This window comes from Variovorax sp. J2L1-78 (genome assembly GCF_030317205.1).
In the GTDB taxonomy this organism is placed as follows: domain Bacteria; phylum Pseudomonadota; class Gammaproteobacteria; order Burkholderiales; family Burkholderiaceae_C; genus Variovorax; species Variovorax arabinosiphilus.
This window is the reverse complement of record NZ_JASZYB010000002.1, coordinates 259,218-283,418: the sequence shown is the minus strand read 5'-3', so window position 1 is coordinate 283,418 and position 24,201 is coordinate 259,218. Positions and strand designations below refer to the sequence as shown.

23 protein-coding genes and 1 tRNA gene are annotated in these 24,201 nt (G+C 69.7%); 13 read left to right on the top strand and 11 right to left on the bottom strand.

Annotation, left to right across the window (positions count from 1 at the left end; all coding sequences use genetic code 11):
* Positions 1-84: 84 nt before the first annotated feature.
* The 5 genes from QTH86_RS15190 to QTH86_RS15170 all read left to right on the top strand — a co-directional run bounded on the left by QTH86_RS15190 (position 85) and on the right by QTH86_RS15170 (position 6,845).
* Positions 85-1,140, top strand: a complete 1,056-nt coding sequence (locus QTH86_RS15190) for a ligase-associated DNA damage response exonuclease (RefSeq protein WP_286647045.1) — start codon at positions 85-87, stop codon at positions 1,138-1,140.
* Positions 1,137-2,789 carry an ATP-dependent DNA ligase gene (locus QTH86_RS15185; protein WP_286647044.1) on the top strand — a complete coding sequence of 551 codons (1,653 nt, stop codon included), beginning with the start codon at positions 1,137-1,139 and terminating at the stop codon, positions 2,787-2,789. The genes QTH86_RS15190 and QTH86_RS15185 overlap by 4 nt, the downstream gene beginning before the upstream one ends.
* Entirely contained in the window at positions 2,786-5,428 is a 2,643-nt protein-coding gene (locus tag QTH86_RS15180) for a ligase-associated DNA damage response DEXH box helicase (RefSeq protein ID WP_286647043.1), read from the top strand. The genes QTH86_RS15185 and QTH86_RS15180 overlap by 4 nt, the downstream gene beginning before the upstream one ends.
* 102 nt (positions 5,429-5,530) lie before the next feature.
* Positions 5,531-5,836 carry an NIPSNAP family protein gene (locus tag QTH86_RS15175; RefSeq protein WP_286647042.1) on the top strand — a complete coding sequence of 102 codons (306 nt, stop codon included), beginning with the start codon at positions 5,531-5,533 and terminating at the stop codon, positions 5,834-5,836.
* A gap of 106 nt (positions 5,837-5,942) precedes the next feature.
* Positions 5,943-6,845: an NAD(P)-dependent oxidoreductase gene (locus QTH86_RS15170; protein ID WP_286647041.1), complete on the top strand. Its 903-nt coding sequence runs from the start codon at positions 5,943-5,945 to the stop codon at positions 6,843-6,845.
* A gap of 32 nt (positions 6,846-6,877) precedes the next feature.
* On the opposite strand, the gene QTH86_RS15165 is transcribed toward QTH86_RS15170, so the two are convergent.
* The 3 genes from QTH86_RS15165 to QTH86_RS15155 form a co-directional block, all read right to left on the bottom strand.
* The gene (locus tag QTH86_RS15165) at positions 6,878-7,615 is read right to left on the bottom strand and encodes a BON domain-containing protein (protein ID WP_286647040.1); all 738 of its coding nucleotides are present in this window, start codon (positions 7,613-7,615) and stop codon (positions 6,878-6,880) included.
* Complete coding sequence (locus QTH86_RS15160) at positions 7,612-8,211, bottom strand: SIS domain-containing protein (protein WP_286647039.1); 600 nt, start codon at positions 8,209-8,211, stop codon at positions 7,612-7,614. The genes QTH86_RS15165 and QTH86_RS15160 overlap by 4 nt, the downstream gene beginning before the upstream one ends.
* A gap of 62 nt (positions 8,212-8,273) precedes the next feature.
* Positions 8,274-8,678, bottom strand: a complete 405-nt coding sequence (locus QTH86_RS15155) for a YraN family protein (protein WP_286647038.1) — start codon at positions 8,676-8,678, stop codon at positions 8,274-8,276.
* On the opposite strand from QTH86_RS15155, the gene rsmI reads away from it, so the two are divergent.
* Entirely contained in the window at positions 8,678-9,610 is a 933-nt protein-coding gene (rsmI, locus tag QTH86_RS15150) for a 16S rRNA (cytidine(1402)-2'-O)-methyltransferase (protein WP_286647037.1), read from the top strand. The genes QTH86_RS15155 and rsmI overlap by 1 nt on opposite strands.
* 63 nt (positions 9,611-9,673) lie before the next feature.
* Here rsmI and QTH86_RS15145 read toward each other — a convergent pair.
* Positions 9,674-9,748: transfer RNA gene (locus QTH86_RS15145), tRNA-Arg, on the bottom strand.
* Between the two features lie 42 nt (positions 9,749-9,790).
* The gene (locus tag QTH86_RS15140; RefSeq protein ID WP_286647036.1) at positions 9,791-10,456 is read right to left on the bottom strand and encodes a TetR family transcriptional regulator; all 666 of its coding nucleotides are present in this window, start codon (positions 10,454-10,456) and stop codon (positions 9,791-9,793) included.
* Between the two features lie 161 nt (positions 10,457-10,617).
* On the opposite strand from QTH86_RS15140, the gene QTH86_RS15135 reads away from it, so the two are divergent.
* From QTH86_RS15135 to QTH86_RS15120, 4 genes are all read left to right on the top strand, one after another.
* Complete coding sequence (locus QTH86_RS15135; protein ID WP_286647035.1) at positions 10,618-11,910, top strand: efflux RND transporter periplasmic adaptor subunit; 1,293 nt, start codon at positions 10,618-10,620, stop codon at positions 11,908-11,910.
* Positions 11,911-11,925: 15 nt separating this feature from the next.
* A complete protein-coding gene (locus QTH86_RS15130; protein WP_286647034.1) occupies positions 11,926-15,084 on the top strand; it encodes an efflux RND transporter permease subunit in 3,159 nt (1,052 codons plus the stop codon).
* Positions 15,077-16,498, top strand: a complete 1,422-nt coding sequence (locus QTH86_RS15125; protein WP_286647033.1) for an efflux transporter outer membrane subunit — start codon at positions 15,077-15,079, stop codon at positions 16,496-16,498. The genes QTH86_RS15130 and QTH86_RS15125 overlap by 8 nt, the downstream gene beginning before the upstream one ends.
* A 109-nt stretch (positions 16,499-16,607) precedes the next feature.
* On the top strand, positions 16,608-17,216 hold the full coding sequence (locus QTH86_RS15120; RefSeq protein ID WP_286647032.1) for a c-type cytochrome: 609 nt from the start codon (positions 16,608-16,610) through the stop codon (positions 17,214-17,216).
* Positions 17,217-17,286: 70 nt separating this feature from the next.
* Here QTH86_RS15120 and QTH86_RS15115 read toward each other — a convergent pair whose 3' ends face one another.
* The 3 genes from QTH86_RS15115 to QTH86_RS15105 form a co-directional block, all read right to left on the bottom strand.
* Complete coding sequence (locus tag QTH86_RS15115; RefSeq protein ID WP_286647031.1) at positions 17,287-17,817, bottom strand: DUF2946 family protein; 531 nt, start codon at positions 17,815-17,817, stop codon at positions 17,287-17,289.
* A gap of 64 nt (positions 17,818-17,881) precedes the next feature.
* Positions 17,882-18,847, bottom strand: coding sequence for a YheT family hydrolase (locus QTH86_RS15110; protein ID WP_286647030.1), 966 nt, complete (start codon positions 18,845-18,847; stop codon positions 17,882-17,884).
* 23 nt (positions 18,848-18,870) lie between these two features.
* Positions 18,871-19,323, bottom strand: coding sequence for a YybH family protein (locus tag QTH86_RS15105; RefSeq protein WP_286647029.1), 453 nt, complete (start codon positions 19,321-19,323; stop codon positions 18,871-18,873).
* A gap of 129 nt (positions 19,324-19,452) precedes the next feature.
* Between QTH86_RS15105 and QTH86_RS15100 the strand changes: the two genes are divergently transcribed.
* The 3 genes from QTH86_RS15100 to QTH86_RS15090 are packed head-to-tail and all read left to right on the top strand — an operon-like array spanning position 19,453 to position 21,513.
* Positions 19,453-20,055, top strand: a complete 603-nt coding sequence (locus QTH86_RS15100) for a LemA family protein (protein ID WP_286647028.1) — start codon at positions 19,453-19,455, stop codon at positions 20,053-20,055.
* 10 nt (positions 20,056-20,065) lie between these two features.
* Positions 20,066-20,992 carry a TPM domain-containing protein gene (locus QTH86_RS15095; protein WP_286647027.1) on the top strand — a complete coding sequence of 309 codons (927 nt, stop codon included), beginning with the start codon at positions 20,066-20,068 and terminating at the stop codon, positions 20,990-20,992.
* 2 nt (positions 20,993-20,994) lie between these two features.
* Positions 20,995-21,513, top strand: coding sequence for a TPM domain-containing protein (locus QTH86_RS15090; RefSeq protein WP_286647026.1), 519 nt, complete (start codon positions 20,995-20,997; stop codon positions 21,511-21,513).
* On the opposite strand, the gene QTH86_RS15085 is transcribed toward QTH86_RS15090, so the two are convergent.
* From QTH86_RS15085 to QTH86_RS15075, 3 genes are all read right to left on the bottom strand, one after another.
* A complete protein-coding gene (locus QTH86_RS15085; protein WP_286647025.1) occupies positions 21,510-22,190 on the bottom strand; it encodes a cyclic nucleotide-binding domain-containing protein in 681 nt (226 codons plus the stop codon). The two genes, QTH86_RS15090 and QTH86_RS15085, sit on opposite strands and share 4 nt — an antisense overlap.
* The gene (pdeM, locus tag QTH86_RS15080; protein WP_286647024.1) at positions 22,187-22,915 is read right to left on the bottom strand and encodes a ligase-associated DNA damage response endonuclease PdeM; all 729 of its coding nucleotides are present in this window, start codon (positions 22,913-22,915) and stop codon (positions 22,187-22,189) included. The genes QTH86_RS15085 and pdeM overlap by 4 nt, the downstream gene beginning before the upstream one ends.
* A gap of 130 nt (positions 22,916-23,045) precedes the next feature.
* Positions 23,046-24,182: a PilT/PilU family type 4a pilus ATPase gene (locus tag QTH86_RS15075; RefSeq protein WP_286647023.1), complete on the bottom strand. Its 1,137-nt coding sequence runs from the start codon at positions 24,180-24,182 to the stop codon at positions 23,046-23,048.
* Positions 24,183-24,201: the final 19 nt, after the last annotated feature.

The window sequence follows — 24,201 nt, the reverse complement described above, 5'->3', positions numbered from 1 at the left end:
CTGCTACCTGTGTAGGCCAAGCCACACAGCACAACGCGCCGGCGAGCGTCTGCTTTCCGACGGGCGGCGGGCTAGCATCGCTGCATGGACCTCGTCGTCGCCCGCCCCGAAGGCCTCTACTGCCTGCCCGGCGACTTCTACATCGATCCCTGGCGACCGGTGGCGCGCGCCGTCATCACGCACGCGCATTCCGACCATGCGCGCGTGGGCCACGGCCACTACCTGGCGCACACCGACAGCGAAGGCACGCTGCGCACGCGGTTGGGCGCCGACATCCACCTGCAGACGTTGCCCTATGGCGAGGCGATCGACCACCACGGCGTGCGCATCTCGCTGCACCCGGCGGGGCATGTGCTCGGCTCGGCGCAGGTGCGGCTCGAGCACGGCGGGCGCGTGTGGGTCGCCTCGGGTGACTACAAGACCGAGCCCGACGGCACCTGCACGCCCTTCGAGCCGGTGCCCTGCGACACCTTCATCACCGAGTCCACCTTCGGCCTGCCGATCTACCGCTGGCCGACGCAGGCCGTGCTGTTCGCCGAGATCGACGACTGGTGGCGCCGCAATGCGGACGAGGGCCGCGCGTCGGTGCTGTTCTGCTACGCCTTCGGCAAGGCGCAACGCATCCTGCACGGCGTGGATGCAAGCATCGGCCCGATCGTGGTGCACGGCGCGGTCGAGCCGCTGAACGCGGTGTACCGCGCGGCCGGCGTCGCGCTGCCGCCGACCATGCGTGTGACCGACGCCGGCGTCGACGCGCAGATGCTCAAGCGCGCACTGGTGCTGGCCCCGCCCTCGGCCCAGGGCACGCCGTGGATGCGGCGCTTCGGCCACTACGCCGATGCCTTCGCGAGCGGCTGGATGCAGCTGCGCGGCACGCGGCGCCGGCGCGGCGTCGACCGCGGCTTCGTCATGAGCGACCATGCCGACTGGCCCGGCCTGCAGAAGGCCATCGCCGGAACGGGCGCCGAGCGCGTGTTCGTCACGCACGGCAGCGTCGCGGTGCTGGTGCGCTGGCTCACCGAGAATGGGCTGGAGGCACAGGGCTTCAAGACCGAGTACGGCGACGAGGACGTGGCCGACCAGGGCGAGGCCAAACCCGCGGCGGCCGATGTCGAAGCGGCCCCCGACGCCGCGTCATGAAGGCCTTCGCCGCGCTCTACCGCGAACTCGACGCCACCACCTCGAGCCTCGCCAAGCAGGGCGCGCTGCAGCGCTACCTGCAGGCCGCCGCGCCGGAAGACGCGGCCTGGGCCGTCTACTTCCTCGCCGGCGGCAAGCCGCGGCAACTGGTGCCGACCAAGCTGCTGCGGCTGCTCGCGCAGGAAGCGGCCGGCCTGCCCGAGTGGCTGTTCGACGAGAGCTACGAAGCCGTCGGTGACCTGGCCGAAACGATCGCCTTGTTGTTGCCGCCGCCGACCGAGTCGCACGACCTCGGCCTCGCGACGTGGGTCGAGCAGCACCTGCTCCCGTTGCGCAAGACCCCGTCCGACGAACTCGCCGACACGCTGCGTTCGCAGTGGCGCCAGCTCGCGGCCGATGAGCGGCTGATCTACTTCAAGCTGATGACCGGCAGCTTCCGCGTCGGCGTGTCGCGGCTGCAGGTGACGCAGGCGCTCGCGGCGGTCGGCGGGCTCGACCCCAAGCGCGTGGCGCAGCGGCTGATGGGCTACACGCACATCAGTGGGCAGCCCAGTGCGGTCGACTACGCGGGGCTCATCGGCGCGGAAAACGACAGCGAGCTCAACCAGAAGACCAGCGGCCAGCCGTACCCGTTCTTTCTCGCGCATCCGTTCAACCAGCCGGTCGAACAGTTCGATGCCTTGCTCGGTCCGCCCGCCGACTGGATCGTCGAGTGGAAGTGGGACGGCATCCGCGCGCAGCTCGTGAAGCGGGGCGGCGCGGTGTCGCTGTGGTCGCGCGGCGAGGAACTGGTCACCGACCGCTTCCCCGAGCTCGCGACCATGGGCGAGGCGCTGCCCGACGGCACGGTGCTCGACGGCGAGATCGTCGTGTGGCGAGACGACAAGGTGCAACCCTTCGCCGAACTGCAACGCCGCATCGGCCGCAAGACGCTCGGCCCCAAGCTGCTGCGCGAGATCCCGGTGGTGCTGCTCTGCTACGACCTCCTCGAATGGCAAGGCGGCGACCTGCGCACGATGCCGCAACAGGAACGCCGTGCGCTGATGGACGAGCTCGTCACCCAGGTGCAACACCCGCAACTCATCGCCAGCCCGATGCTCACCGGCGACAGCTGGAGCGACCTGTCACGCCAGCGCGAGGCCGCGCGCGCGATGGGCGTCGAAGGGATGATGCTCAAGCAGCGCCACGCGCACTACGGCGTCGGCCGCACCAAGGACGTCGGCACCTGGTGGAAGTGGAAGATCGACCCGCTCAGCATCGACGCCGTGCTCATCTACGCTCAACGCGGCCACGGCCGCCGCGCCAGCCTCTACAGCGACTACACCTTCGCCGTGTGGGACGGCCCGCCCGGGCAGGCCGACCGCAAGCTCGTGCCCTTCGCCAAGGCCTACTCCGGCCTCACCGACGCCGAGATGGGCCGCGTCGATGCGGTGATCCGAAAGACCACCATCGAGAGCTTCGGCCCCGTGCGCAGCGTCAAGCCGACGCTGGTGTTCGAACTCGGCTTCGAAGGCATCGCGAAGAGCACGCGCCATAAGAGCGGCATCGCGGTGCGCTTTCCGCGCATGCTGCGGTGGCGGGAGGACAAGCCGGTGGAGGAGGCCGACACGCTCGAGACACTGGCGGCGCTGCTGCCGGCCGCGGCATGAAGCTCGCCGACCTCGTCGCCTGGTTCGCGGGCCGTGGCTGGAAGCCCTTCGCATTCCAGCGCGAGGTGTGGAAGGCCATCGGCGACGGACGGTCGGGCATGCTGCATGCCACCACCGGCGCAGGCAAGACCTATGCGGTGTGGCTCGGCGCGCTCAAGGCCTTTGCGACCGCGCCGAGGCCGGCCGCGCGCGCGACCGCGAAGAAGGTGGCGCCACCACTCACCGTGCTGTGGATCACCCCCATGCGCGCGCTCGCATCCGACACCCTGCGCGCCTTGCAGCAACCGCTCGACGTCCTCGCCCCCGACTGGTCCGCCGGTGCGCGCAGCGGCGACACATCGAGCGGCGAGCGCAGCGTGCAGAACGCGCGGCTGCCCACCGTGCTCGTCACCACGCCCGAGAGCCTGTCGGTGCTGCTCTCGCGCGCCGATGCGGCCGAGGTGCTGGGCACGGTGAAGATGGTGGTGGTCGACGAGTGGCACGAGCTGCTGGGCAACAAGCGTGGCGTGCAGGTGCAGCTGGCGCTGGCACGCTTGAAGCGCTGGAACGCGGCGCTGTGCGTGTGGGGCATGTCGGCCACGCTGGGCAACCTCGACGAGGCGATGCGCACGCTGCTCGGCCGTGAGGACGGGACATTGGTGCAGGGCCAAGTGCCCAAGAAGCTCGTGATCGATTCGCTGCTGCCTGGCCGCGCCGAGCGCTTTCCGTGGGGCGGGCACCTCGGGCTCACGATGCTGCCGCAGGTGGTCGACGAGATCGCGTCAAGCAGCACCACGCTGGTCTTCACCAACACGCGCTCGCAGTCGGAGATCTGGTACCAGGCGATCCTCGAGGCGAAGCCCGAGTGGGCCGGGCTGATCGCGCTGCACCATGGCTCGCTCGACCGCGCGGTGCGCGAGTGGGTCGAGGCGGGACTCAAGAGCGGCGCATTGCGCGCGGTGGTGTGCACATCGAGCTTGGACCTGGGCGTCGACTTCCTGCCGGTCGAACGCGTGTTGCAGATCGGCTCGCCGAAAGGCGTCGCGCGCCTGCTGCAGCGCGCGGGGCGCTCGGGCCACGCGCCGGGACGGCCGTCGCGCATCACGCTCGTGCCGACGCACAGCATCGAGATGGTGGAGGGCGCTGCCGCGCGCGACGCCATCGCGGCCGGGCACATCGAGGCGCGGAGCACGCCCGAGCAGCCGCTCGACGTGCTGGTGCAGCACCTGGTCACCGTGGCGCTGGGTGGCGGCTTCGTGCCGGACGATCTGTACGACGAAGTGCGCGGCACCGCGGCCTACGCGAAACTGTCGCGCGACAGCTGGGACTGGTGCCTGAGCTTCGTGCGGCAGGGCGGCCCGTCGCTCGCGGCCTACCCCGACTACCAGCGCGCGGTGCCCGATGCGGACGGCGTCTGGCGCGTGCCCGATGCGCGGCTGGCGCGCCGGCACCGCATGAACATCGGCACCATCGTGAGCGACGTGAGCATGGCGGTGCAGTACGTCGGCGGCGCGAAGATCGGCAGCGTGGAGGAGAGCTTCGCGGCGCGCATGAAGCCGGGCGACTGCTTCCTCTTCGGCGGCCGCCTGCTCGAACTCGTGCGCATCCGTGAGATGACGGCGTGGGTGCGGCGCGCCAGCGGCAAGCGGGCGGCGGTGCCGCGCTGGAACGGCGGGCGCATGCCGCTGTCGACCACGCTGGCCGATGCGGTGGTGCAGCAGCTCGCGCTGGCCGGCGAGGGCCGCTACGACACGCCCGAACTGCAGTGCGTGCGCCCGCTGCTCGAGATCCAGCAGCAGTGGTCGGCGCTGCCGACGCCGCAGACGCTGCTGGCCGAGGTGCTGAAGACACGCGAGGGCTGGCACCTGTTTCTCTACCCCTTCGCCGGTCGCCATGTGCACCTGGGGCTGGCCAACCTGATCGCCTGGCGCGTGGCACAGCACGCGCCGCGCACCTTCTCGATCGCGGTCAACGACTACGGCTTCGAGCTGCTCTGCGCCACCGAGGTCGACTGGCCCGTGCTGCTGCCGCAGGTGCTGCGCGCGGGCCATGACGCAGAGGCGCAGGACGCCATCGCGCACCATGACGCCGACGCGGCACTGCTGCACGAGGTGCTCGAAAGCCTCAACGCCAGCGAGCTGGCGCAGCGGCGCTTTCGGGAGATCGCGCGGGTGTCGGGGCTGATCTTCCAGGGCTACCCCGGCGAGAAGCGCAGCAACAAGCAGCTGCAAGCCTCGTCGTCGCTGTTCTGGGAGGTCTTCCGCAAATACGATCCCGCCAACCGGCTGCTGTTGCAGGCCGAGCAGGAGCTGCTCGCACAGGAACTGGAGATCGGCCGCCTGCGCACGAGCCTGACGCGCATGAACGCGCAGGCGCTGGTGGTGCAGACGCTCGCGCGGCCGACGCCCTTCGCCTTCCCGCTGATGGTCGAGCGCTTCCGCGAGAAGCTCAGCAACGAGAGCGTGGCCGACCGCATCGCGCGCATGGTCGAGCAGTTGGAGAAGGCGGCGGGTGGGGCGGTGCCGGTCGGTGGCGTCGACGAGGTCAAGGCGGGCATGGCCTTCGGGCAGGAAGGCGGCGGTGGTCGCGGCGGTGCGCAGCCCTCGCCGCAACGCCCGCGGCGCGAGCGCAAGCCGTCGCGCCCGCTGCCGCCGCTGTGAGCGGCAAGGTGTGTTTGCCTGCAAAATCGCCGGGCTCCCAGCCACGCTGGCGAGCGCATGCGTCGCGGTTCTCGCGCCATGCCACACCGATGAGGCCTTGACGTGATCACCTGTCATCTTCGCTACGTGCTCGATCCCACCAAGCTGGCCGAGTTCGAACATTACGGTCGGCTCTGGATTCCGCTCGTGCGGAAGTTCGGCGGCATCCACCATGGCTATCTGCTGCCGTCGGAAGGCGCCAACAACATCGCGCTGGCCTCCTTCTCGTTCCCGTCGCTGGCCGCCTACGAGGCGTACAGAACGGCGTCCTTCGACGATCCGGAATGCAAGGATGCGTTCAGGTATGCCGAGGAGACACGCTGCATCCTGAGCTACGAGCGCACCTTCTTCCGCCCGGTGTTCGAGTGAGGTGCGGGTCCATGCTGCACGATGGCGCATGGACCGTTCGCCTGGGGCCAAGAGATCGCGGTATCGCCAATGGCGAGAGACGCGTCGGTCGTTTAAGCTGCCGCCCATGAGCAGCCTCAACCCCAAAACCTACGACTCCGTTCCCTCGCGCCAGGTGGCCTTCCTCGGCCTGGGCGTGATGGGCTTCCCCATGGCCGGCCACCTCGCCAGGGCCGGCCACCGCGTGACGGTCTACAACCGCTCGCCGGCCAAGTCGGCCGCCTGGGCCGCCGAATTCGGTGGCAAGAGCGCACCCACGCCGCGTGAGGCGGCGGCCGGCGCGGAGATCGTGTTCTGCTGCGTCGGCAACGATGACGACCTGCGCTCCGTGGTGCTGGGCGACGACGGCGCCTTCGCCGGCATGTCGAAGAATGCGGTGTTCGTCGACCACACGACGGCGTCGGCCGACGTGGCGCGCGAGCTGTCGAAGATCGCGCTCGACAAGGGCCTGCAGTTCATCGATGCCCCGGTGTCCGGCGGCCAGGCCGGCGCGCAGAACGGCCTGCTGACCGTGATGTGCGGCGGCGACAGCGCCACCTTCGACGCGATCAAGCCGATCGCCATGGCCTTCTCGCGCGCGGTCACGCTGCTGGGCGACAGCGGCGCCGGCCAGCTGGCCAAGATGGTCAACCAGATCTGCATCGCCGGCCTGGTGCAGGGCCTGTCGGAAGCCATCGCCTTCGGCATGCGCGCGGGCCTGGACATGGAAGCCGTGCTCGGCGTCATCAGCAAGGGCGCGGCCCAGAGCTGGCAGATGGAGAACCGCGGCAAGACCATGATCGAGGGCAAGTTCGACTACGGCTTCGCGGTCGACTGGATGCGCAAGGACCTGGGCCTGGTGCTGGACGAGGCCAAGCGCAACGGCGCGCGGCTGCCGGTGACGGCGCTGGTCGACCAGTTCTATGCCGACGTGCAGCAGGCCGGCGGTGCGCGCTACGACACGTCGAGCCTCATCACCAGGCTCAAGTAAAAAACAAGGGCCCCACTGGGCCCTTGTTTCGTTCAACGGATCGGCGTGGCAGTTGCGCCGCCGGAAGGCGAGGCCGGCAGCGGTTCCATCGGCGGCAGCGGCACGCGCGAGCTGCTCGGTGCCGGCGCGGCCGCAGGAGCGGCGGTGCCGCCCTGGCGCAGCTGGCCGGCGAGTTCGGCTTCGCTCACCACCTCCACCACGCGCACGACCTTCTGCACACCGCTCACGCCGCGCGCGATGTCGGTGGCACGGTCGACTTCGCGTCGCGTGGCCAGGCCCATCAGGTAGACCACACCGTTCTCGGTGATGACCTTGAACGAGGTCGCGAAGACATCCTTGGCATCGAGCAGCGAGGCCTTGACCTTGCCGGTGATGAAGGTGTCGTTGGAGCGCACCTGGAACGACCGCGCCTCGCCCACCTGCACCTCGTTGACGATCGAGCGCACGTTGTCGATGCCCTGCACGGCCGCCTCGACCCGGCGGCGGTCGGCCTCGTTGGCGACCGTGCCGGTCAGCAGCATCTGGCGGTTGAAGCTGGTGACGCTCACGTACATCTGGTCGTTGGCGATCTCGCGGATGCGCGAAGCGCCGCGCAGTTCGATCGCCTGGTCGTCCAGCTGGGCGCCGGAGGTGCGGCGGTCGGTGGCCATCAGGCCGGCGCCGACGGCGGCGCCGCCCACCACCAGCGGCACGCACGCCGAAAGGGCCGTGGCCAGCGCAGCCGCGGCGGTAAGGGTCAGCACGAGGCGGTGGGTCGATGAGGTCGTCATGTGGATGCTTCCTGTTCTCCGAGTAACTGGGCGTCCACACCGTCGCACAGGCAATGCAGGGCGAGCAGGTGGACTTCGTGGATGCGCAACGCACGTTCGTGCGGCACGGAAACCTGGACATCGGTCTCGCGCAGTGCGCGTCCGATCGCACCGCCGTGGGCGCCCAGCAGGGCCACCACCGTCATGTCGCGCGCATGGGCGGCTTCGACGGCGGCGAGCACCGCGGCCGACTGGCCGCTGACGCTCAGCGCGAGCAGCACGTCGCCGGTCTGGCCGAGTGCGCGCACCTGCCGCGCGAAGCGGTCGCCGTCGCTGGCGCCGGCCGTGTCGGCGGCGGGGTCCGTCGCATCGCCGGGCAGGGCGATGGCGGCCAGCTCGGGCCGGTCACGCTCGAAGCGGCCGACGAACTGGGCGGCGAACTGTGCCGCCAGCAGGCCGGACACGCCGGCGCCGCAGGCCAGGATCTTGCCGCCGCTGGTCACGCAGGCCAGCAGCGCCTGCATGGCCTGGCCGATGGGTTTGCTGAGCACCGGGCCTGCCTGGTATTTGAGGTCGGCGCTGTCGATGAAGTGCTGCTGGATCCGTTGCTCGAGCATGGGCGGCGATGATAACTGGGGGTGATGAAACAAAAGGTGTGATGCGTGGAACGTGCCGGGGTTCAACCGGTTCCCGCATCGAAGGCGGCGACCAGCCATTGGATGCCCTCGGGCTCGACCAGCACCACGTCGAAGCGGCAGGGCGGCGGGGTGCGCAGCGTCATCAGGTAGTGCCGCGCGGCGAACACGAGGCGGCGCTGCTTCACGCCGGTGATGCTGCCGCCGGCCCCGCCATGGCTGCGGCTTGCGCGCTGGCGCACCTCGACGAAGACCAGCGTGCCGTCGCGCGGGTCGCGCACGATCAGGTCGATCTCGCCGCCGCCGCGGCCGGGGGTTCGATAATTGCGCGCGACCAGGCGCAGGCCGGCCTTCTGCAGATGCGCCAGCGCGGCGTCTTCCGCCGCGTCGCCGCGCTGCTTGGTCGTCGTGCTCCCTGTCGTCTTGTCGTTGTTCTGGAGAAATCCCATTGAATGCTCTCGCTCCCGCCTCTTTCGGCGCCGCCCTGTCGGCCGCGCGCGATGCCGCGGGTGCCCAGCATTATCCGCAGGGCACGCTCTACGTCGTCGCCACGCCGATCGGCAACCTCGCCGACATCACGCTGCGCGCCTTGCATGTGCTGGCCATCGTCGACGCCGTCGCCTGCGAGGACACGCGCCACACGCAGGGCATGCTGCGCGCCTACGGCATCGACCGGCCCGGCGCGCAGCTGCTCGCCGTGCACCAGCACAACGAGGCCGAGGCCGCACAGGCCGTGGTCGCGCGCCTGGCGCAGGGTGAGCGCATCGCCTACGTCAGCGACGCCGGCACGCCGGGCGTGAGCGACCCTGGCGCGCGGCTGGCCGCCGCGGTGCGTGGCGCCGGCCATCGCGTGCTGCCACTGCCCGGCGCCAGCAGCGTCATCACGCTGATCGCCGCGGCCGGCCTGGTGGCCGAGGGCGGCGATGAACGCAGCGCCTTCGTCTTTGCCGGCTTCCTGCCGAGCAAGGCCGGCGAGCGCGATGCGGCGGTGCAGGCGCTCGCGCACGAGCCGCGCAGCGTGGTGCTGCTGGAAGCGCCGCACCGCATCGAGGCCCTGGCCCGCGCGCTGGCCGTGCTGGGCGAGCGGCGCGTCACCATCGGCCGCGAGCTCACCAAGCAGTTCGAGGAGATCGCCACCGTCGCGGCCAGTGCCTTGCCCGACTGGTTCGCCGCCGGCCGCGACCGCACGCGCGGCGAATTCGCGCTGGTGCTGCACCCGGTCGCGGCGGCGGCCGACGACGGGGCCGATGCCGAGCGCGTGCTGCGCCTGCTGCTGGCCGAACTGCCGCTCAAGGGTGCGGTCAAGCTGGCCGCCGAGATCACTGGCGCGCCGAAGAACGCGCTGTACGACACGGCGCTGCGTCTGCGCGACGGCGGCTAGCGCTCTCAACGCTGTGTCCACGAAAAAGGCCGGAAGCTTTTGCAAGCTTCCGGCCTTCGTAGGTGGTCCCGCCGCCAGGAATCGAACCTGGATCTCAGCCTTCGGAGGGCCGAATTCTATCCGTTGAAATACAGCGAGAGAGCGTCGCGGATCAGACCGCGAGCCGCCGATTATCGCCCATCACGCGCCCAGTGGACACGGCGCGGCCTGAAGTTCGGCGGATGCGCGCGGCAGCGCGAAGCCCAGGCCCGCGACATACACGCCGAAGGTGCGCCGGCCGGTCTGTACGAGCTCGAACGCGTCGGGGTCGAGCAGCCAGTTCTGGATCAGGCCGCTCACCAGGGCGTGCAACCCCTGGGCCGCCACGGCTGCGGGCACCGCGAGGCGGACATGCTGGCGGCGCGCGGCCAGGCGCAGGGCGCGCTCGAAGTCGGCCACGCAGGCGTTGCGCGCGTCGAGGTGGCGCTGCTGCACCGACTGCATCTCCTGCGTGTACTCGACCTTGTGCGTCGCCACTTCGAAGACGCGGCGCACCTGCGGGTCGGTGGTCATGAGCTTGAGGGCGGCGACCAGCACGCGCTCGACTTCGCGCAACGGGTCGTCCTCGGACCGTCCCGTGGCCTGCGCCGCCGCCTCCAGGGGCAGGGTGACGCGTTCCATCATGGCGTTGAAGAGGTCGGCCTTGTCCTTGAAGTGCCAATAGATGGCGCCCCGCGTCGCACCCGCCTGTTGGGCGATCTGCTGCAGCGAGGTCTGGGAAACGCCCTGCGCCTGGAACAGCACCTCGGCCGCATCGAGCAGCCGGTGGCGTGTGGCGAGAGCCTCTTCCTTCGTGTGGCGGGCCAATGTGTCTCCTGAAAAAATCACTCGGGTCACGAGGTCGGTGGACTATACATGCACGAATGTATGTAAACTCGCCGACTTTCGATGACCCAGCTGACCACCTGGCCTTGATGGCGATCAAGGTCATCGCACGTCGTCCCCTTCTTCTGCTTCAAAGGAATCACATGCCGCAATCGCATGTCTCTTCACGTCCCTCCCTGTCTTCATGGCGCCTGGCGGTTGCCGGTGCGGTCGTGCTGGCCGTCGTCGCACTGACGGCGTGCGGCAAGGGCAAGGAGCCCGCGGCTGCAGGGGGCGCGCCCGGTGGCGCGGCGCCGCCACCGCCCGAGGTGGGTGTGGTGGTCGCGACGCCGACCGATGTCGGCCTGGTGACCGAACTGCCGGGGCGGCTCGAAGCCTCGCGCGTGGCCGAAGTCCGCGCCCGTGCCGCCGGCATCCTGCAGGAGCGCCTGTTCCGCGAAGGCAGCGACGTGAAGGCTGGCCAGCCGCTGTTCCGCATCGATTCGGCACCGTATGCCGCGGCTGCCCGCAGCGCGCAGGCCAGCCTGGCGCGCGCCGAAGCCAATGCCGTGCAGGCCAAGGCGCTGGCCGACCGCTACAAGCCGCTGGTCGAGGCCAATGCGGTGAGCAAGCAGGAATACGCGAACGCGGTGGCCTCGCAGAAGGCTGCGGAGGCCGATGTGGGCGTGGCCCGCGCGTCGGTGACCACCGCCAACATCAATCTCGGCTATGCCGCCGTGACCGCGCCCATCTCGGGCCGCATCGGCCGCGCGCTCGTCACCGAAGGCGCCCTGGTGGGCCAGGGCGAAACCACCGCGCTCGCCGTGGTCCAGCAGATCAACCCGCTGTACGTGAACTTCACCCAGTCGGCCAACGACGTGCTGAAGCTGCGCCGTGCCATGGCCGACGGCCAGTTCAAGCGCGCCGACGGTGCCGACGCCGCCAGCGTGCGCGTGGTGCTCGAAGGCGGCGGCGAATACCCGACGCCGGGCAAGCTGCTGTTCTCCGACCTCACGGTCGACGCGACCACCGGCCAGGTCACGCTGCGCGCCGAGCTGCCCAATCCCAAGGGCGAGCTGCTGCCCGGCCTGTACGTGCGCGTGCGCATCGAGCAGGCCCAGGTGAGCAACGCCATCACGCTGCCGCAGCAGGCCGTGACGCGCACCCAGCAGGGCGACACGGTCACCGTGGTCGGCGCCGATGGCAAGCTGAGCAAGCGCACCGTGAAGGTCGGCACCGCCAAGAACAACCAGTGGGTGGTGATGGAGGGCCTCAAGGCTGGCGAGCAGGTGATGGTCGACGGCTTCCAGAAGCTGCAGATGCTGCCGCCCGGCACGCCCGTGAAGGCCGTGCCGTGGACACCGCCGAGCGCCGCGGCTGCAGCGCCGGCGGCACCGGCAGCACCAGGTGCAGCCGCTTCGGCGCCGGCCGCACCGGCCTCGGCCGCCAAGCAGTAAGAGGAGCCCGCCCGCATGGCTAAATTCTTCATCGATCGCCCCATCTTCGCGTGGGTGATCGCGCTGTTCGTCATCGTGATGGGCGCCGTGTCGATCACGCAGCTGCCGATCTCGCAATACCCGCCGGTCGCACCACCGGCCATCGTCATCAACACGGCGTACCCGGGCGCGTCCGCGCAGACCCTGGAAGACAGCGTGCTGTCGGTCATCGAGCGCGAGATGAACGGCGCACAGGGGCTGATCTACATGGAGTCGGTGGCGCAAGCCGACGGCACCGGCACGATCACCGTGACCTTCGAGACCGGCACCAACCCCGATCTGGCGCAGGTCGACGTGCAGAACCGCCTGGCACGCGCCACGCCGCGCCTGCCGGCGTCGGTGACGCAGCAGGGCGTGCGCGTCGACAAGTCGCGCAATAACTTCCTGCTGTTCACCATCCTGTCCTCGGACGATCCTGCGATCGATCCGGTCGCGCTGGGCGACTACGCGTCGCGCAACGTGCTGCCTGAACTGCAACGTGTGCCGGGCATCGGCCAGGCGCAGCTGTTCGGCACCGAACGCGCGATGCGCGTGTGGATCGATCCGGCCAAGCTGCAGGGCTTCAACCTGTCGCCGGGCGATGTGAACGCGGCCATCCGCGCGCAGAACGCGCAGGTGTCGTCCGGCTCGATCGGCGACCTGCCCAACATCACCGGCCAGGCCATTGCGGCCACCGTGGTGGTGCGCGGCCAGCTCAACACGGTGGACCAGTTCGGCAACATCGTGCTGCGGGCCAACACCGACGGCTCGGCCGTGCGGCTCAAGGACGTGGCGCGTATCGAACTCGGTGGCCAGAGCTACGCCACCTCGGCCCGCCTGGACGGCCAGCCGGCGGTCGGCATGGGCGTGCAGCTCGCGCCCAGCGGCAACGCGCTGCAATCGGCCAAGGCGGTCCGGGCCAAGATGGAGGAGCTGTCCAAGTTCTTCCCCAAGGGCGTGAAGTGGAGCATTCCCTACGACAGCTCGCGCTTCGTGAGCATCTCGATCACCGAAGTGGTCAAGACGCTGTTCGAGGCGGTGGCGCTGGTGTTCATCGTGATGTTCCTGTTCCTGCAGAACTGGCGCTACACGGTCATCCCGACCATCGTGGTGCCGATCGCTCTGCTGGGCACGTTCGCGGTGCTCTCCGCGCTGGGCTTCTCGATCAACGTGCTCACCATGTTCGGCATGGTGCTGGTGATCGGCATCGTGGTGGACGATGCCATCGTGGTGGTCGAGAACGTCGAGCGCATCATGACCGAGGAGGGCCTGGGCCCACTCGAGGCCACGCGCAAGGCGATGCAGCAGATTTCGGGCGCCATCATCGGCGTGACCGTGGTGCTGATCTCGGTGTTCGTGCCGCTGGCCTTCTTCGCGGGTTCGACCGGCAACATCTACCGCCAGTTCTCTGCGGTGATGGTGACGTCCATCGCCTTCTCGGCCTTCATGGCGCTGTCGCTCACGCCGGCGCTGTGCGCCACGCTGCTCAAACCGGTGGAGAAGGGCGGCCACCACGAGAAGAAGGGCTTCTTCGGCTGGTTCAACCGTGGCTTCACGCGCACGGCCAAGGGCTACGAAGGCGTGGTGGCGCGGCTGCTCAAGCGCGCCGCGCGTTACCTGATCATCTACGTGGCCATCGTCGGTGCGGTGGTGGTCCTGTTCCGCGGCCTGCCGACCTCGTTCCTGCCGCAGGAAGACCAGGGCAACATCATCGTGAACGTGCAACTGCCGCCGGGTGCGACGCAGGAGCGCACGCTGTCGGTGATGAAACAGGTCGAAGGCTTCATGCTCAAGCAACCCGAAGTGCAGAGCATGGTGGGCGTGCTGGGCTTCAGCTTCTCGGGCCAGGGCCAGAACTCCGGCCTGGCGTTCGTGACGCTCAAGGACTGGGACGAGCGCAAGGGCGCCGGCCAAGGGGCCGACGCGCTGGCCGGCCGCGCCTTCGGTGCGCTGTCGGGCATTCGCGATGCGTTCATCTATCCGCTGAGCCCGCCGCCCATTCCCGAACTGGGCAACGCCAGCGGCTTCACCTTCCGGCTGCAGGACCGCAGCGGCGCCGGCCATGAAGCGCTGATCAACGCGCGCAACCAGATGCTGGGCATGGCGGGCAAGAGCAAGCTGCTCGTGCAGGTCCGGCCGGACGGCCTGGAAGACGCGCCGCAGCTGCAGATCGACATCGACCGCGACAAGGCGAGTGCACTGGGCGTGACCTTCGATGCGATCAACACCACGCTGTCTACCGCGTTGGGCTCGAGCTACATCAACGACTTCCCGAACCAGGGTCGCCTGCAGCGGGTGGTGGTGCAGGCCGACGCGCCGGCGCGCATGCAGCCCGACGACCTGCTCAAGCTCAACGCGACCAACACGCAGGGCAACCCGGTGCCGCTGTCGACCTTCGCCTCGACGCGCTGGGCCAATGGCGCGCAGCAGACGGTGCGCTACAACGGCTACCCGGCCGTGCGCATCACCGGCTCGGCCGCACCCGGCCTGAGTTCGGGTGAGGCGATGGCGGAGATGGAGAAGCTGGCGGCACAGCTGCCGGCGGGCTTCGGCTTCGAATGGACCGGCCAGTCGCGTGAGGAAAAGCTCGCGGGTTCCCAGGCCATGATCCTCTACGGCTTCGCGATCCTGGCGGTGTTCCTGTGCCTGGCGGCACTGTACGAAAGCTGGTCGATCCCGTTGTCGGTCGTCCTCGTGGTGCCGCTCGGCGTGATCGGCGTGCTGCTGGCGACGATGCTGCGGTCGTACTCGAACGACGTTTACTTCCAGGTGGGTCTGATCACCATCATCGGCCTGTCGGCGAAGAACGCGATTCTGATCGTGGAGTTCGCCAAGGACCTGCAGGCGCAAGGCATGGGCGTGGTCCAGGCCGCGCTGACGGCGGCCCACCTTCGGTTCCGGCCGATCATCATGACGTCGCTGGCCTTCGGCCTGGGCGTGGTGCCATTGGCGATCGCTTCTGGGGCCGGTTCGGCCAGCCAGCGCGCCATCGGCACCGGCGTCATCGGCGGCATGATCACCGGCACCGTGCTCGCGGTGTTCTTCGTGCCCGTGTTTTTCGTTGTCGTGCGCACCTTGTTCAAGGGCAGCAAGCGTCAGCTAGAGGCGGACCGGCGCCACGCCGCGGCCGCAGGAATCGAGCCTACCCATGACTAAGCGATCCAACTTTCGCGGCACCCTGAGCGTGGTGGCTGCGGCTGCCTTGCTGGCTGGCTGCTCGCTCATCCCGACCTACGAGCGGCCGGCCGCTCCGGTGCCGACGACCTTCCCCAGCGACCCCGCGCAACCGGCCGGCCCGGCCGCGGCCACGGTGCCGTGGCAGGACTACTTCGCCGACCCGCGCCTGCAGGGATTGATCCAGACGGCGCTGGCCAACAACCGCGACCTGCGGGTGTCGGTGCTCAACATCGAGCAGGCGCGCGCGCAGTTCCAGATCCAGCGCTCGGCGCTGTTCCCGGCGGTCGGCGTGTCGGCCAGCGGCTCGCGCTCCAGCCCGAACGCGCTCCAGGCTTTCGGCCTGGGCGGTAGCGTGAGCTCGAACTATTCGGTCAACCTCGGCATCACGGCCTGGGAGCTCGACTTCTTCGGCCGCATCGGCAGCCTGAAGGAGCAGGCCCTGGCGCAGTACCTGTCGACCGAAGAGTCGCGCAAGGCGGCCCAGATCAGCCTGATCGCCTCGGTCGCCAACGGCTGGCTCACGCTGATCGCCGACGACGAGCTGCTCGAACTCACGCGGCAGACGCTCGACACGCGCGAGGAATCGGTGCGGCTCACCAAGCTGCGCTTCGACAACGGCGTGGTGTCGGAGATCGACTACCAGCTGGCCAACTCGCAGGCCGAGAACGCACGCGCCACCTATGCGCAGCAGCAGCGGCTGCGCGCACAGGACGAGAACGCGTTAGCGCTGCTGCTCGGTGCGCCGGTGCCTGCCCAGGCCCTGGCGGGCGGCGCCCTGCGGCTCGACGGCGCAGCGCCGATGCGCGACCTGCCGGCCGGCCTGCCGTCGGACCTGCTGATCGAGCGCCCGGACATCCGCGCCGCCGAACAGCAGCTGATCGCGGCCAATGCCAGCATCGGTGCGGCCCGCGCGAATTTCTTCCCACGGATTTCGCTCACCACCAGCGTCGGGACGGCCAGCACCGAGTTCTCCAATCTGTTCGACAAGGGCACCAAGGCGTGGTCCTTCGCACCGTCGATCACGTTGCCGATCTTCAACGCGGGTGCGAACCAGGCCACGCTGGACTCGGCACGCGCCGGCCAGCAGATCGCCGTGGCGCAGTACGAGAAATCGATCCAGACGGCGTTCAGCGAAGTCGCCGACGCGCTCGCCGGCCGCGCCACGCTGGGCGAACAGGTGCGTGCCCTGCGCGCGCAGGCCGATGCCGAGGGCGTGCGCTTCAAGCTGTCGGACCTGCGCTACCGCAACGGCATCGCCAGTGCGCTCGACCTGCTCGACGCGCAGCGTTCGCTGTTCGCCGTGCAACAGGCGGCGGTGCAGACGCGCCTGCTGCAACTGCAGAACCAGGTGCTGCTGTACAGGGCGCTGGGCGGCGGCTGGACCAGCCGCTGACGCCGGCGGGACTGCATGGCGCAAAGCCCCGGCCGGTGTGCCGGGGCTGCTCCCTATAATCGCCGGTTGGTTCGAAGCCCCCCGCGAAGCCCCCGATATTGAGGACGCCATGAGCGCAGACCCGCATTACCAGGCCACAGAAGAAGCCCACACCGGCCCGATCAAGAACCCGAAGCAGCTCCTGCTGGCGGTTTTCTTTTCGTTCATCGCACCCATCGCCATCATCGTGGGCCTCGTGTCCTTCGTCGTGTCGGGCACCCGGCCTTCGGGCACGGCCGAGGGCGACAGCATGGCGCTCTACGGCGTGTCGAAGGACGCGCGCGACCGCGAGCTGGCCGATCGCCTGAAGAAGGTCGGCGCGATCGAGATCCGCGACGCCAACCGGGCGCTGGCCGCCGGCGATGCCGTCTTCAAGGCGCAGTGCATCGCCTGCCACGGCGCGCCGGGTATCCCGGGCGCCCCGCACCTGAACGACGCGGCGGCCTGGGGCCCACGCATCGGCCAGGGCTACGCCACGCTGCTCGAACACGCCCTCAAGGGCAAGGGCGCGATGCCGCCGCAAGGCGGGGGCGACTTCGAAGACCTCGAGATCGGCCGTGCGGTGGTCTACATGGCCAATGCGGGCGGCGCGACCTTCCCGGTGCCCGACCGCCCGGCCGCCGGGGCCGCACCGGCCGAAGGTGCCGCCTCGGCAGCGGCGCCGGCCGCCAGCAAGTAAGCGGCGTTTCGCCACGCCTCACCGAAGCCGGCTGCATGCCGGCTTTTTTCATGGGTCGGGTCCGGGCAGGTCAGCCGGCCTGGCGTGCTGCCGGGCTCAGCACATGGCCGAAGCGCCGCGGCAGCTCGATGGCCTGGACGTCCTCCGGCGCGGGCCAGCGGCCCTGCTCGATGGCATCGGCGGCCAGGCCCACGTCCTGCGTGTGCACCAGGCCCAGCCCCAGCGGCGTGGCCAGGTACACGCGGCCGGCTTCGTCCAGCAGGCAGGCGTCGATGGTCGTCGGGGTGCCGGCGTGCGACGACACCGAGAAGTCCTCGGCCACGCGCCAGACCCAGGGGGCTGCTTCGAGCTCGACATACACGCGCTGCGGCCCGTTCTGGAAGAACCACTGCCCGGCCTCGTCGTGCTCGTAGTTGCGCTGGATGAAGTCGATCAGCTTGTCGTGCCGCAGCAGCGAGCCCTTCGACGCGGGGAAGGGTCCCGCCGCCTGCGTGCGGTCGTCCCGCATGTACCAGTTGCCGCGCGCGTCGAGGCCGAGCCAGCCATGGCAGTGCGGCACGTTAGGCCACTTCGCGAGCGCTTGTTTGACGATGTCGTCCATGCGGCGATTCTGCGCGTCGGCGAGGGCCTGTTCACGCTCTTTCCGGAGATTGCGTCAACAGGCGCTACACGTGCTGCGTGAGCCAATCGCCCACGTGCGCCGGCAGCCCGCGCACGTGGCCGGGCGGCAGGCCCAGCGGAAAGCCGACGTGCCCGCCGTGCGCCGGCTGCCACAGCGTGACGTGCGCGCCGACCTCCGCCTGCCGCGGCAGGCTGGCGGCGGGCACGAAGGGGTCGTTCAGCGCGTTCACCACCAGCGTCGGCACGCGGATGTCGGCCAGGTGCGGCTTGGACGATCCGCGCGACCAGTAGTCGTCCACGTCCCGGAAGCCATGCAGCGGGGCGGTGAACACGTTGTCGAAGGCGTACAGGTCGCGGGCCGCCAGCAGCGCGTCGCGGTCGAACAGGCCGGGGTGCTGCGCCAGCTTGGCCAGCGCCTTGGGCTTCATGGTTGCCAGGAACATGCGGGTGTAGACCAGCCGGTTGAAGCCGCGACCGATGGCCGCGCCGCCGGCCGCCAGGTCGAGCGGTGCCGAGATCGACACCACCGCGCGCACCCGTCGTGCCGCCTGGGCGCCGGCTTCTTCGGCCCAGCGCAGCAGGGCATTGCCACCGAGCGAGACGCCGGCCGCCAGCATCGGGCCGGTGTGCTGCGCGGCAAAGCGCGCGAGGATCCAGTCGACCTCCTCGAAGTCGCCGGAGTGGTAGGCCCGCGGCGCGAGGTTGATCTCGCCGCTGCAGCCGCGGAAGTGCGGCACCGCGAAGGCCCAGCCGCGGGCGGCGGCGAAGGCGGCGAAGGCTTCGGCGTAATGGCTGCGCGAGGAACCTTCGAGGCCGTGGAAGAGCACCAGCAGTGGCGCCGACGGCGTGGCGGCATCCACGCAATCCACATCGACGAAATCGCCGTCGGGCGTGGTCCAGCGCTCGCGCCGGTAGGTGGGCGGCGGCCCGTCGGTGCGGCGCGCATACAGCGCCGGCCAGATCGTCTGCAGGTTGCCGCCGGGCAGCCAGCGCGGGGCGACGTAGCGCATGGGGTTCGGGATCAGGGCACCGGTCAGTGCAGGGTCTGGCGCGCGTCGTTGTCGTCGTCGGGCTCGTGCGCGCTGCCGGGGCTGGCATGGTGCGCCACCAGGTGCCAGCCCTGGGCGGTCTTGTGATAGACGTTGGTGGCCAGCACGAAGGCATGGTGCGGGCCTTGGGCGGTCAGCACCTCGACGCGTTCGAGCACGTTGTGCACGGCGCTGGCCAGCGACTCGACCTTGCGCACCCGCGCCGGCCGGGCGTGGATGGCGCCGTTGGCGAACATCTGCTCGAAGGCCGCGCGGATGGCGCCCGTGCCCACCAGCCGCGGGCCGCCGGGATGCACGCAGAACACTTCGTCGTCGTCGGCCCAGCAGGCCATGAGGGCTTCGATGTCGCCGCGTTGCAGCGCCTCGTAGAACGCGGTCTCGACATCGTCGGCGGTGCCGCCGACAGCTGCGGCGCGGAGCTTGGTCTTGGTGGACATGGGTGGAGATGTAGGAGGAGAGGGGATTTTGCCTGTGCCGCATGTCCGCTGGGCTATGCTTGCCGCCCACCCCGCCGGCTGCCGCGTCGACGCGCCGCTCGGCATCGAACGACCAAGGGAAACAACACCATGAAACGCTGGCTCCTGATCCTTCTCGCGGCACTGTCGCTCAGCCTGCTCACCGGCTGCGGCTACAACCAGTTCCAGTCGCTCGACGAGGCCAGCAAGTCGGCCTGGAGCGAGGTGCTCAACCAGTACCAGCGCCGCGCCGACCTGGTGCCGAACATCGTCGCGACCGTCAAGGGCGAAGCGAACTTCGAGCAGGAGACGCTCACCCGCGTGATCGAGGCGCGCGCCAAGGCCACGTCGGTGCAGGTCACGCCCGAGACGCTCAACAACCCCGAGGCCTTCGCCAAGTTCCAGCAGGCGCAGGGCGAGCTGTCGTCGGCACTGTCCCGCCTGCTGGTGGTGTCGGAGCAGTACCCGAACCTCAAGGCCAACCAGGCCTTCCGCGACCTGCGCGTGACGCTCGAGGGCACCGAGAACCGCATCACCGTGGCGCGCAACCGCTACATCCAGACGGTGCAGGAATACAACGTGCTCGCACGCAGCTTCCCGACCAACATCACGGCGAAGATCTTCAGCTACGACCCCAAGCCGAACTTCAGCGTGCAGAACGAGGCGCAGATCTCCACGCCGCCCACGGTCGACTTCGGCGCGCCGAAGAAGTGAGTTGCGTCCCATGAACGCGGCGCGGCTGCTGCGGCGGGTCCGGAATGGGGTCGGCCTGGTCGCGCTGGCGCTGTGCCTGTTCGGAGGCGCGCAGGCGCAGGCGCTGTTGCCCGTGCCGGCGCTCGACGCGCGCGTGATCGACCAGACCGGCACGCTCGACGCCGCGCAGCGCCAGGCGCTCGACGCCAAGCTGGCCGCCTTCGAACAGCAGAAGGGCAGCCAGATCGTGGTGCTGATGGTGCCGACGACGCAGCCCGAGGACATCGCCAGCTACGCCAACCGCGTGGCGAACAACTGGAAGATCGGCCGTCGCGCGGTCGGCGACGGCGTGTTGCTGATCGTCGCCAAGGACGACCGCAAGATGCGCATCGAGGTCGCCAAGACGCTCGAGGGCGCGGTGCCCGACATCGCCGCGGCACAGATCATCGACGACGCGATGAAGCCACGCTTTCGCGGCAACGACTTCGCCGGCGGGCTGAACGCGGCGGCCGACCAGCTGATCGCGCGCATCTCCGGCGAGGCGTTGCCCGAGGTCGAGCGCCGCGACGACGCGCGCTCCGGCGGCTTCGACTTCGACTGGGAGAGCCTCGCGATCTTCCTGTTCTTCGCGGTCGTCGTCGGTGTGCCGATCGCGCGCCGCATCTTCGGCGCCAAGCTCGCGCCCTTCGTGATGGCGCTGGGCGTCGGCGGGGTTGCCATGGCGATCACCGCGACGGTGCTGGTGGCCGCCCTCGCCGGCATCGCGGCGCTGGTCGTCACGCTGATGGCGGGGGCCGGTGCCATGGTCGGCGGCGGTCGCCGAGGCGGTGGCTTCGGCGGCGGCTGGACCACCGGCGGCAGTGGGGGCGGGTGGAGCGGCGGTTCGTCCTCGGGTGGCGGCTTCAGTTCCGGCGGCGGCGGCGATTTCGGGGGCGGCGGCGCCTCGGGGGACTGGTAGCCATGGCGTCACTTCTTGCCAAACTGGGCCGGCTCTGGCGCCATCGCTCGGCCGACGAGGCCGCCGTGCGGCGTGTGCTGCCGCCGGAGGTGCTCGACCGGCTGCAGGCCCGCGTGGCCGCCAGCGAGCGCCGCCATACCGGCGAGATCCGCCTGTGCATCGAGGCGGGTCTGCCCACCAGCTACCTCTGGCGCGATGCGCCGGCGCGCGAACGGGCGATCATGCTGTTCGGCAAGCTGCGCGTCTGGGACACCGAGCAGAACAACGGCGTGCTCATCTACCTGCTGCTGGCCGAGCACGCAATCGAGATCGTGGCCGACCGCGGCATCGACCGCCATGTCGACGCCGAGGCCTGGCGCGCGATGGCGCAGCGCATGGGCGCGGCCTTCCGCGAAGGCCGCTTCGAGGACGGGCTGACGCAGGCGCTGGAAGAGGTGTCGGCCCTGCAGATGACGCATTTCCCGCGCGCCGAGGGCGAGCCCGACGTCAACGAACTGCCGGACGCGCCCGTCGTTATCTAACGGCCGTCGAGCGGCCCGAAGTTCGACGGCGCCAGGTCGGTGTCGAAGCCCGAGTCCAGCGCGGGCAGGCTCGGTGGCTGCAGCGCCGCGTTGACGCTGCTGGGCGCGTCGATGTCGTGCGCGCGCAGCAGCCGGCGGTTGATGGCGTGCGTGGCGTCGAGTTCGCGCTGCATGGCCTTGGCCACCTGCGACAGGGTGCGTAGGCGCCGGTTGTTCTCGCGCACCCGCCCCCCCAGCAGCCCGGCGACGGTCAGCAGCAGCCGCGCCGCGACGGCCGGCTGCACCTCGACCAGCCCGCGCAGCGCCTCGCGCGAGAGGATGGCGAGCTTCAGGTCGGTGAGCGCCGTGCAGGTGGCCGAACGCGGCGCACCGTCGATCAGCCCCATCTCGCCGATCAGGCTGCCCGCGCCGATGAGCGAGATCACCATGTCCTCGCCCGGCGCGCCGGTGGCGTTCTCGGCGCGCACCTGACCTTCGATCAGCAGCGCCATGAACTCGTTGCCGTCGGTCTGGCCTTCCTCGATGAAGACGGTGCCGGCCTCGACGAAGACCGGCTGCATGGCGTCGACCACCAGGCCTGCGTCGTGGAGGTCGAGCTCGGCCACCGGCGATGCGCGCATGAGCATCAGCGCCGCCTGGTCGCGCAGGGGGGTGGCAGGATTGCGCAGCTTGTTCATCGTCCGACACCTCCGGCGCCCGCCGCTTCGGGCAGCGCCCACACCGCGTCGCCACCGACGCCATAGAAACGCCGACCGGGGCCGACCGGCACCTGCCAGCCGCCGGTGAACTCGCCGAAGGCCGGCAGGATCGCCTGGCCGCCTTCCTGCACGAAGCAGGGCAGCCGCAGCCGGTCGCGGCCCCGGCCCTGCAGGCTGCAGACAGGATGCAGGTGGCCGGCCAGCACGAAATGCGTGGGATGCGTTTGCGGGTGGTGGCAGCAGGCGAAGGGGCCGAGCAGGTGCGGCTCGTCGACCACCGCGATGTCCAGCGCGGTCGGTGGGTCGCCGGCGCGGCTGTCATGGTTGCCGCGCACCAGCGTCATGGCCAGTGCGCCGTGGGCTGCGCGCCAGGCCTGCAGCGCGGCCAATACCTGCGGCGTGCGGGCCTGCGCCGCGTGCAGGAAGTCGCCGAGGAAGATCAGCGCGGCCGGCGCGTGCCGTGCGATCAGTGCGTCGAGACGGTCGAGGTTTTCCTGCGTGGTCCCGCCGGGTACCGGCTGGCCCAGCGCACGGTAGGTCGCGGCCTTGCCGATGTGCAGATCGGCGATGAAGAGCGTGCGCCGCGCGGGCCACCACAGGGCGCGTTCGGGGAGCAGTTCGAGGGATTCGCCCGCCCAGTCGACGGGGCAAGCGGTGGAGACATCGGAAGGCACCGAAGGAGTGTCCCAGATGTCAGGGAACATGCGCCACCCGCATCGCACGAAACCGGTGCAGCCCATGCCAGGGCACCCGCGGAACTGGCTTCGCCAGGCCGCTGGGTGCGCCCCCTTGAGGGGGAGGCGGCGACACGCAGTGCGTCGCATCGGGGGTGGGTCAGACGATCGCGAAGTGCTCGGTGCCCGCGGAGAGGTCGGTCGAGCGGGCGCGCTGGCTGTTGAGCTTGATCTGCAGGCGCAGGTCGTTGGCCGAGTCGGCGTTGCGGATCGCGTCCTCGAAGCTGATCTGGTTGCATTCGAACAGGTCGAACAGGGCCTGGTCGAAAGTCTGCATGCCGAGGTTGCGGCTCTTCTTCATGATCTCCTTGATCTCGCCCACCTCGCCCTTGAAGATCATGTCGGAGATCAGCGGCGTGTTCAGCAGTACTTCAACGGCGGCGACGCGGCCCAGGCCGTCCTGCGTGGGCACCAGCCGCTGCGACACCAGCGCGCGCAGGTTGAGCGACAGGTCCATCAGCAGTTGCGCGCGGCGTTCTTCGGGGAAGAAGTTGATGATGCGGTCGAGCGCCTGGTTGGCGCTGTTGGCATGCAGCGTCGCCATGCACAGGTGGCCGGTCTCGGCGAAGGCCACCGCGTGTTCCATCGTCTCGCGGTCGCGGATCTCGCCCATCAAAATGACGTCGGGCGCCTGGCGCAGCGTGTTCTTGAGCGCGGCCTCCCAGCTGTCGGTGTCGATGCCCACTTCGCGCTGCGTCACCACGCAGTTCTTGTGCGGGTGCACGAACTCGATCGGGTCTTCGACCGTCACGATGTGGCCGAAGGAATTCTCGTTGCGCCAGTCGACCATCGCCGCCAGCGTGGTCGACTTGCCCGAGCCGGTCGCACCCACCAGGATGGTCAGGCCGCGCTTGGTCATCGACACGTCCTTGAGGATCTGCGGCATGCCCAGCCCGTCGATCGTCGGCAGCGTCGCGGGAATGGTCCGCAGCACCATGCCGATCTTGCCCTGCTGCACGAAGGCGTTGACGCGGAAGCGCCCGATGCCGGTGGGCGAGATCGCGAAGTTGCATTCCTTCGTGCGCTCGAACTCCGCCACCTGGCGGTCGTTCATGATCGAGCGCGTCAGCGCCACCGTGTGCTGCATGCCCAGCGACTGGCCCGACACCTTGGTGATCTTGCCGTCGACCTTGATCGCCGGCGGGAAGTCCGCGGTGATGAACAGGTCGCTGCCGTTGCGGCTCACCATGAGCTTGAGCAGATCGTTGATGAACTGACTGGCCTGATCGCGTTCCATGATGGTCTCTCGGGCTGCA